The following is an 8841-nucleotide window of genomic DNA, read 5'->3' on the forward strand; positions in this document are numbered from 1 at the left end:
TGGAGCCATATTTCAGAACACAATGATTTTGATTTTGAAAAAACTTTAGTGAAAAAGCGGATATTTTCAGCGCCATTAAAGAGAGTTCACAAAAGCTTCAGGATTATGTAAAAGGTCTTTCGGAAGAAGATTTAAAAAAAATGTAAAAGTTGAATCGCCTTGGCTGCAATGTACTTTTTCAATGTATGAATATATTCAGCATCTGATGATCCACGGAACTTATCACCGCGGGCAGATCGTCAACATAGGCGAAATATCGGAATAACAGACGCACCAATGACAGATTACAATTTTTGGAACTTCTATAAGAACCAAAAATAAAGAAAGAGGTTACTACGATGGAAAAAAACACAAGTAAAGTCCATGTCAGGGAAATCCTAGAGCAGGCTAAGCTGGGCTGGAAACAGCGGGGGCCGGACACTTCTCTTATAGCTATACAAGTGGGACTTCTAAAAAAGAAAGTGAGTTTTCCGCTTCTGGAATATGCTGCAAAGGAAATGGTAACGTGGATACCCGAACATGAACAGACAGTTTTTACGGATGCACTGATCGCTACCGATGAAATGGGAAGTTATGTCATAGCGGGGATGATCTTACAACTACAGCTCCCCATACATCTGGAACAGTCGATCGAGAAAGCATGCTGGTATATGATAAAAGGAGACCAATGGTATGTATGTGACATTATAGGTGAACGTGTACTTGGACATGCTCTCCTTACTTTTCCAGAAAAAACAATCCCATTACTCGAGCAGCTTACTAAAGATCCGAATAAATGGGTTGTGCGCTCGGTCGGTGTCGCCACACATTATGCCGTAAAGAAAGGACTGACAACAAAATTTGCTGAAACCATGTTCAAACTGATGCTGTCACTATCCGGTGCAACGGATTTCCATATCAAAAAGGGAATCGGTTGGGGTGCTAAAACCATCGCCAAATTCCACCCTATCATCATCGCGCGTCATATAGATACGATTGAATCTTCAGAAACCAGACAATGGTTTCGAACAAAAATTACCATCGGTCTGAATCGGAACAAGGTCGCTACGTCATTATAGATAGCATTGAGAAAGGCTGGTAAATAGGCAAACGAATGTAACCTCTTAAAGGACTGATGCAATTGGATCAGAGAAAAATATCCTAATCTGAAAAAACAGCCGCTGGTTTAGTAATTATAGTCGTAAAATGAGACAGTGAGAGAAATATGTGCATCCTCAAAAGCGGTCCAACAGTCAAAGGTGCCGCCAGAGAATAGAATATTTGAAACGATACGCGGAAAAACAAGCACGAAATTATAAAAGAATAGGGCTACCGAGCAGATTCGGCTAGCCCTATTCTTTTTCAGCCAGTAGCGATATATTTGGCTAGTTTTTTTTCATGGTTCCTGTTTGTCTCAAATTGATATGCCAACTGAAAGCCTCCTCCAGTAAATGTGGCGTATGCCCCCCCCTTTCGCAGGCACGATTGTAATAATCCAACAGTTGTGATTTGTAATCAGGATGTACGCAATTTTCAATAATAACTTTCGCACGCTCACGAGGAGCCAATCCGCGCAGATCAGCCAAACCATAATCTGTCACCAAGATATCAACATCATGTTCCGTATGATCTACATGGGATACCATCGGGACTATATGGGAAATCGCATTCCCCTTGGAAGCCGCCTGTGTGACGAAGATACTTAAGTAAGCATTTCGGGCGAAATCTCCAGAACCACCTATACCATTCATGATGTTGGTGCCTGAAGTATGGGTGGAGTTTACATTGCCATATATATCAAATTCTATCGCTGTATTGATCGCAATGATACCCAACCGTTTGATCAATCCCGGTGTATTCGATATATTTTGAGGACGCAACACGATCTTGTCCCGGTATTTGTCTAAATGATCGAATACACGGGAGTAACATTCTTCTGATACGGTAATGGAAGAGGCTGACGCAAAATCCAGTTTACCCGCATCAATTAAGTCAAATGTACTATCCTGTAATACCTCCGAAAACATCGTTAAATTATGAAATTTACTATGGATAAAGCCTGTTAGTACCGCATTCGCCACTTTTCCAATTCCCGCCTGGAGCGGCATCAGACTCTCAGACAGATGCCCAAGTTCAACTTCATTTTCAAAAAAAGCCAATATATGCTTCGCTATTGCTGTTGTTTTGTCATCTGGCTCGGCAATATCGGCCGGACTATCTAGTTCATTTGTAAAAACGATACCCACAATCTTGCCGGGATCCAATGGGATTGTCTTTCGACCGATTTTATTTTCAGGCGCTACAATAGGGATAACATTACGACGCGGATAGTCTTCAGCCTGGTAGATATCATGTATTCCTTTAATAGTAGTCGGAATAGCCGTATTTACTTCCAGTATAACCTGTTTAGCCAATGCAGCAAAGGTTGCCGAATTACCTACGGAGGTCGTTGGAACGATACTGCCATCTGATTCGATCGCAGCGACTTCCAAAACGGCAATATCAACTTGCGGAAGATTCTTATTGTGCAACAGTTCAGCGGTCTCGCTTAAATGCTGGTCAATAAAAAGTACATCTCCGGCATTGATCTTATTGCGGAGGGTACGATCTACCTGAAATGGCATCCGTTTGGACAGGGCTCCGGCCTCAGCCAATTTACCGTCTGTACCATGTCCTAAGGAAGCACCCGTAATCAATGTTATTTTCAAAGGATCCTCTTTAGCCCTTTCCGCCAAAGCCGGTAATACGGCTTTACTATCGCCAGCTTTGGTAAAACCGCTTGAACCAACCACCATACCATCCTGAAATAATTTCGCAGCTTCGGCAGCTGTAATAACCTTATCGTGTAAGCTCTGAATTTTTATCCTTTCGTAAGCCATATCCTTATAATTTTATTTATGTACGCTATTCTTGTAAACTTAAGAAATTGAAACCTATTTACATCCGCTATTTTAAAAGATATTAGACCCCGGTGTACATTTCTCAAACAAACAATTTTAGTGTTTTTTTCTACAGTGAATTTATTCCCATTCGACACAAAATTATTCAATGGAGACGAAATAAAATTAAACAACTGTATATCAATAAAATAAATAAAAATATAGTTCCAATTATTTTATAAAAAAAAGAGAGTAACTTCATATAAAACTGATTTTCAACAAATTAAAAATAATAAATTTAAATCACGGTAAGTAAACACTAACTCTCCAGTGTTTTATTTGCAATTTTATTGTAAGCATACACTCACTTTACGGGCAACAAGGTCAGGTCTAGTAAAAAAGTCTTACCTTTGCAGCGTAGTTTTATAGGAAAAAATGAACACAAAAGATACAACGAGCGATGCAAAATATGTCAACCGCTATTACATGACGGAGGTCGACTCATTTGAAGATAGCATTTATTGTCACCATGCCATCATAGCGGAGAACCATATCACTGAGCACGCTCATGATAAGGATCAATTTTTATACACCGAGGGTGGTGTCGTTTTTATCAAAACGGATGAAAAATCATATTTCTTGCCAGCTCGGCACTACCTGTGGATTCCTGCGGGTGTAAAGCATAGTATCCATCCGAGTACCCCGGAGGTTGTGATGCGTAATCTATATTTTCCAAAGACGAACAGCGATACTGCATTCTACAGTAAAATGGGGATCTATCCGGTAAACGATCTGCTGATTGAATTGATTATGTTTACCAACCGTTGGAATGGCAATATATTTCCCGTCGAGGAACCAAAATATAGCTTAGCGACTGCATTTAAGCTTATCCTCCCTGAGTTGTCCTTGAACGAACTCCCGCTGGCATTGCCCTATCCAAGCCACCAAAAATTAAAAGATATCGTTACTTATCTGGAAGAAAATATTGAAGAAAATGTGAGTTTTAAAAAACTTGCGAGCTTATTTAATATCAGCGAACGTACATTGGCCAGATTGTTTCAGAAGGAATTAAACATGTCTTTTATTCAATATTATACGATCCTCAGAATGCTAACTGCCCTTAAATTGCTACTGGATGAAAAACTCAGTGTCAATGAGGTCGCATTGAAAGTCGGTTATAACAGTTTACCTACATTCAGCAATACGTTCAATAAGGTCGTAGGTATTCGCCCCAGCGAGTATGTCAAACAAAAAGAATTGCTAATTTAAAAATGTTTCCCTAAATTAGGTCAATAAACCTAATTTAGGATGAAATTCAAACATATTATCTATAGTGCTGGAATTCTATTACTCAGCACTTCCGTATTTGGCAATTCTCAAGACAAAAAACCCAAGCCCATTCAATTGTTCAATGGGAAAGATTTAAAAAACTGGACCCCAAAAATCCGAAACCATAAGGTTGGAGATAACTATAAAAACACATTCCGTGTCGAAGATGGTTTATTGAAAGTCAGATATGATGGCTACGATAATTTCAATTTTCAATATGGCCATCTATTCTACGATAAAGAATTTTCTGCTTATTTATTACGTGTCACTTATCGTTTTGTAGGCGAGCAGGCTCCCGGTGGTGAAGGCTGGGCCTGGCGCAATAGCGGTGCCATGCTACATGGACAAGACCCCAAGACGATGGGCGTAGATCAAGATTTCCCCATATCCATCGAAGGACAACTCTTGGGTGGAAATGGCAAGGACGAACGTACCACGAGCAATCTCTGTACACCGGGAACAAATGTTGTCATCGATAACAAACTATTTACCCCACATTGTATCAGCTCCACATCAAAGACCTATGCTGGAGACCAATGGGTAACAGCAGATTTTCTGGTATTGGGTGATTCACTTGTACAGCATATCCTTGAAGACAAGGTGGTATTACAATATACCAAACCTCAAATAGGGGGTGGGAATGTAACTGACTTTGACCCTGCCGTAAAAAAAGATGGACAACTATTAAAGAAAGGAAGCATTTCATTGCAGAGTGAGAGTCATCCCATCGACTTCAAAAAGGTAGAGCTATATGATTTGGAACCCTATATGAAAGATCCCAATAAGTTGAGAAAAGTCATTGCGGAGTTATTGCCCAATTTAAAGCAATAGTTTATCGTAACAACATAAAAAAAGCATCAGTACTGATGCTTTTTTTATTACTATTCGCTTGGAAAGAGAAATCCAAAGTATATAACATAAAGAAAAGGGATACAGCGAGCTGTACCCCTCAATATCTATACAGGAAGCTTACGCTAAACCGTTAACGAATTTAGTTAACTTAGATTTGTTGTTAGAAGCTTTTTTCTTGTGGATCACATTTTTCTTTGCCAAACGATCAAGCATAGAAATTACGCGTGGTAACAATGTTTTTGCCTCTTCTGCAGAAGTTGTATGACGTAATTTTTTGATTGCGTTACGCGTTGTTTTTGCTTGGTAACGGTTTCTTAAACGTTTAGTAGCGTTTGCTCTAATTCTTTTGATCGCTGATTTATGATTTGCCATTTTTTTTAGCTAATTTTTATTCAATTTTTTCTTGTAATTCGGACTGCAAAAATAACACCTTATTTTCAATATTCAAAATCTATTTTGTTTTTTAGGTTTAGTATATTTGCGGCATGCAAAAATTATCGATGGATGAACTTCAACGTACAGATGTTGAATCGTTTAAAAAACAAGAAAAAACGCCTATCGCAATCGTTTTGGACAATGTTCGTAGCATGCACAATGTCGGCTCTGCCTTCCGTACAGCGGACGGATTTGCTATTGAAAAAATATACTTATGTGGCATTACCGGAACGCCACCACACCGGGAAATCGAAAAAACGGCTTTGGGAGCAACACAATCTGTCTCTTGGGAATACCACAAAGAAACGATCGATGTTGTAGCCCAGCTAAAAATGGAAGGTTATACAATCATTGCCATTGAACAGGCCGATGATAGTGTCATGTTACATCAATTTGAACCAAAGTCCGATAAAAAATATGCTTTAATTTTTGGAAACGAGGTCAATGGTGTCGATGAAGAAGTCATGGAAAAAATCGATACTTGTATCGAAATCCCCCAATATGGCACCAAGCACTCACTTAACGTATCTGTCGCAATTGGCATTATCCTTTGGGATTTTATCCAAAAACGCAATCTGAACTAAAAATTTATCAATAAAGGTCATATTCCTATCCACATTGCTTCCATTTTAGAAAGCAAAATAGTAGATTTGTGTGCAAAATTTAAAGAAGAAATGAGTGTATTAGTTAATAAAGATTCAAAAGTAATCGTTCAAGGTTTCACTGGAAACGAAGGTACTTACCATGCGACTCAAATGATTGAGTACGGAACAAATGTAGTTGGTGGTGTGACTCCTGGTAAAGGTGGTCAACAACACTTAGACCGTCCTGTATTCAACACTGTTCAAGATGCAGTAGACGCTACAGGAGCTAATGTTTCTATTATCTTTGTACCTCCAGCATTTGCTGCGGATGCAATCATGGAAGCTGCCGCTGCGGGTATCGAAGTGATTGTATGTATCACTGAGGGTATCCCTACGAAAGACATGATCCAGGTAAAATCTTACCTGAGCGACAAAAAATCTCGTTTAATCGGTCCAAACTGCCCTGGTATCATCACTGCAGGTGAAGCTAAAATCGGTATTATGCCAGGATTTATCTTCAAAAAAGGTAACGTAGGTGTAGTTTCTAAATCAGGAACTTTAACTTACGAAGCAGTAGATCAAACTGTAAAAGCTGGATTAGGAATCACGACAGCTATCGGAATCGGTGGTGACCCAATCATCGGTACAACAACTAAAGAAGCTGTTGAATTATTAATGAACGACCCAGAAACTGAAGCGATCATCATGATCGGTGAGATCGGTGGTGGAATGGAAGCAGAAGCTGCGCGTTGGATCAAAGAGCACGGTACTAAACCTGTTGTTGGATTTATCGCTGGTCAAACAGCGCCTCCGGGACGTCGTATGGGCCACGCCGGTGCAATCGTTGGTGGTGCTGATGATACTGCTGCAGCAAAAATGAAAATTATGCGTGAGTGTGGTATCCGTGTAGTTGAATCTCCAGCTGAAATTGGAAAAGCAATCGCTGAAGAATTGGCTAAATAATTAGACAATTCCACATATAAAAATAAAGGGGATCAAATTGATCCCCTTTATTTTTATATCTATTTTTCTATACCATATCCAAATGATACTACATACTGGGCATCGGTTCATCCGCCGAAGGCCCATATAAACCCGGTACTGGAATACCGAGTAACCGTAAATATACAGTCAACTGTCCGCGATGGTGAACGATATGGTTGTTAACAATAAAACGCATAGCGCCAGCGCGTGGTAAACGTGCTATTTCATAGTCTCCAGATTTTAACACCCAATCCTTAAACCAGTCTTCTTCTGCTATGTTTTCTATGGCAGCTTTGTTCTTTTCCAACCCCTCGGAAAGAATCAATTTAAGCTCTTCTACTGAAGATACTTTGAGTGGATGATAATCTACCTTAAAATCAAATGTATCTTTTGGTATCGCTTTAGACACCCAACTATGTAACTCCACAACATGGGATGCAAGCTCTCCTAGAGTCAACGATTTTTCATGCGGACGCCAATCCAATTTTTCGTCTGGTATCCGATCCAAAATACGTTTGGTATTTTTTGTTTCATGATCCAATTCGACCAAATAGCTTTTTTTGATACTCATATAAATATATTATTTCATTAATTGAAAATCCTTCAATACAGTAACCCCATAAGGAGATTCCACCGCTTGATGTGCGGCCGCCCGTGCTATCTGCCCTTCAATATAGGTTACTTTAAGTGGCAAAAACGTATTATTTATAACATTCTCTTTAAACAGTGCTTCGTACCAGGTACAAGCCGCGACAAAACGTCCATAATCCAAGTTAAGATGATAGCCGTCCCTTGTGAATTGATCGCCTAGATAGCTTGACCGTGCATTTTGTATAGCTGTTCCCGAAGGCACCAATAGATCAAAATTACCCCAATTAAAGACTTCCTGACAAGTGTTTACGATGGCCGTGTACATTGTATTCTGATTACGGTTATAGCGGACAAAACCTTCATGGGGCGAACCATTTTGATAAGCCCATGTTTGATGCAAGATATAGTTTGTCTCGGGATACTTGACATGTTTTGTGACGTAATCATATAAGAGCGGTAGGTCCTTTGCATAGGATTCATAATCTCCCGACAAAGGGCTTGCTTGCTGGAAACTGATATAATCCCAGGCTTCGTCAACCAGAGCCTCCGAAAGCCGTTCGTTTGTTTTCTCGGACATATGGCCTTCCAGATTGATCTTCCTATAGCGATAAGCAGGCTTATCCTCTTTTGCATTGTTTACATGCAGGCTTAATGGCGCACCGCCAATATAGAGGTTACCAATTACGATTTTTTTCTTTCCCGCTTTTGCCAATTCATAAAGATTCTGCTCAATCGCGTCCTCGGAAAAGCTGTTTCCAATAGCCAATATACGCAAAACACCATCATCCAAGGATTGTTCTTGTGCGTTTAATCTCCTGCCACTAAGGAAAAATAGTAATAAAATACTAAGTAAGAATATCTGTTTCGCTTTCATCATAAATTGCGTTGCTGTAATGACTAAATTAGAGAATATCTCGTAGAAATACAATGATAACGCAAGAAAGACAAGTTTTCTCCGGCCGGGTGATTATAAACATAATTCAATACATAGTCTCTTTTGCTCCACAGTAGTATACAATAAGGTGGCCGGGACTGCTTTGCGGGTCCCTAGTTGCGTACCCCTTTCCCGGAGTTTGCTCGGCCCGCCGCTTCTTGATAGCGAACATGGAGCGGGGCATAGTACCGGCAAAGGGAGGAAATGGACCGGAGGATAAATAAAGGTCCTTGGGGAGCACCCAAACGAAAGAAGCCCTTGACTGTTTCCAGCA

At 39.9% G+C, this 8841-nt stretch carries 9 protein-coding genes; 5 read left to right on the plus strand and 4 right to left on the minus strand.

The annotated features are described in order from the left end of the window. Window positions 1–338 precede the first annotated feature (338 nt). The gene (locus D7322_RS22960) at window positions 339–1058 is read left to right on the plus strand and encodes a DNA alkylation repair protein (RefSeq protein ID WP_121126533.1); all 720 of its coding nucleotides are present in this window, start codon (window positions 339–341) and stop codon (window positions 1056–1058) included. A 306-nt stretch (window positions 1059–1364) separates the two neighbouring features. Here the strand turns inward: D7322_RS22960 and D7322_RS22965 are convergent, their stop codons facing one another. Further along, a complete protein-coding gene (locus tag D7322_RS22965; protein WP_121126534.1) occupies window positions 1365–2858 on the minus strand; it encodes an acetyl-CoA hydrolase/transferase family protein in 1494 nt (497 codons plus the stop codon). 435 nt (window positions 2859–3293) lie between these two features. Here D7322_RS22965 and D7322_RS22970 point away from each other — a divergent pair, with 435 nt between their 5' ends. Together D7322_RS22970 and D7322_RS22975 are read left to right on the plus strand one after the other, a co-directional pair. Further along, window positions 3294–4127, plus strand: coding sequence for a helix-turn-helix transcriptional regulator (locus D7322_RS22970; protein WP_121126535.1), 834 nt, complete (start codon window positions 3294–3296; stop codon window positions 4125–4127). Window positions 4128–4166: 39 nt separating this feature from the next. Then, complete coding sequence (locus D7322_RS22975) at window positions 4167–5018, plus strand: 3-keto-disaccharide hydrolase (RefSeq protein ID WP_121126536.1); 852 nt, start codon at window positions 4167–4169, stop codon at window positions 5016–5018. Between the two features lie 138 nt (window positions 5019–5156). Here the strand turns inward: D7322_RS22975 and rpsT are convergent, their stop codons facing one another. Then, complete coding sequence (rpsT, locus tag D7322_RS22980; protein WP_046671646.1) at window positions 5157–5411, minus strand: 30S ribosomal protein S20; 255 nt, start codon at window positions 5409–5411, stop codon at window positions 5157–5159. Between the two features lie 113 nt (window positions 5412–5524). Here rpsT and D7322_RS22985 point away from each other — a divergent pair, with 113 nt between their 5' ends. Together D7322_RS22985 and sucD are read left to right on the plus strand one after the other, a co-directional pair. Further along, the gene (locus D7322_RS22985; RefSeq protein ID WP_121126537.1) at window positions 5525–6058 is read left to right on the plus strand and encodes an RNA methyltransferase; all 534 of its coding nucleotides are present in this window, start codon (window positions 5525–5527) and stop codon (window positions 6056–6058) included. Between the two features lie 90 nt (window positions 6059–6148). Then, the gene (sucD, locus tag D7322_RS22990) at window positions 6149–7021 is read left to right on the plus strand and encodes a succinate--CoA ligase subunit alpha (protein WP_077438675.1); all 873 of its coding nucleotides are present in this window, start codon (window positions 6149–6151) and stop codon (window positions 7019–7021) included. A gap of 88 nt (window positions 7022–7109) precedes the next feature. Here the strand turns inward: sucD and D7322_RS22995 are convergent, their stop codons facing one another. Both D7322_RS22995 and D7322_RS23000 read right to left on the minus strand, forming a co-directional pair. Beyond that, window positions 7110–7613: a DinB family protein gene (locus tag D7322_RS22995; RefSeq protein ID WP_121126538.1), complete on the minus strand. Its 504-nt coding sequence runs from the start codon at window positions 7611–7613 to the stop codon at window positions 7110–7112. A 9-nt stretch (window positions 7614–7622) separates the two neighbouring features. Further along, window positions 7623–8510, minus strand: a complete 888-nt coding sequence (locus tag D7322_RS23000; protein ID WP_245971428.1) for a DUF4886 domain-containing protein — start codon at window positions 8508–8510, stop codon at window positions 7623–7625. Window positions 8511–8841: the final 331 nt, after the last annotated feature.

The organism is Sphingobacterium puteale (assembly GCF_003627955.1).
GTDB lineage: Bacteria > Bacteroidota > Bacteroidia > Sphingobacteriales > Sphingobacteriaceae > Sphingobacterium > Sphingobacterium puteale.

Bases quoted from the DNA above. Each gene is read 5' to 3' on its own strand.
- D7322_RS22960 (WP_121126533.1), top strand. From the start codon at position 339: ATGGAAAAAAACACAAGTAAAGTCCATGTCAGGGAAATCCTAGAGCAG.
- D7322_RS22965 (WP_121126534.1), bottom strand. From the start codon at position 2,858: ATGGCTTACGAAAGGATAAAAATTCAGAGCTTACACGATAAGGTTATT.
- D7322_RS22970 (WP_121126535.1), top strand. From the start codon at position 3,294: ATGAACACAAAAGATACAACGAGCGATGCAAAATATGTCAACCGCTAT.
- D7322_RS22975 (WP_121126536.1), top strand. From the start codon at position 4,167: ATGAAATTCAAACATATTATCTATAGTGCTGGAATTCTATTACTCAGC.
- rpsT (WP_046671646.1), bottom strand. From the start codon at position 5,411: ATGGCAAATCATAAATCAGCGATCAAAAGAATTAGAGCAAACGCTACT.
- D7322_RS22985 (WP_121126537.1), top strand. From the start codon at position 5,525: ATGCAAAAATTATCGATGGATGAACTTCAACGTACAGATGTTGAATCG.
- sucD (WP_077438675.1), top strand. From the start codon at position 6,149: ATGAGTGTATTAGTTAATAAAGATTCAAAAGTAATCGTTCAAGGTTTC.
- D7322_RS22995 (WP_121126538.1), bottom strand. From the start codon at position 7,613: ATGAGTATCAAAAAAAGCTATTTGGTCGAATTGGATCATGAAACAAAA.
- D7322_RS23000 (WP_245971428.1), bottom strand. From the start codon at position 8,510: ATGATGAAAGCGAAACAGATATTCTTACTTAGTATTTTATTACTATTT.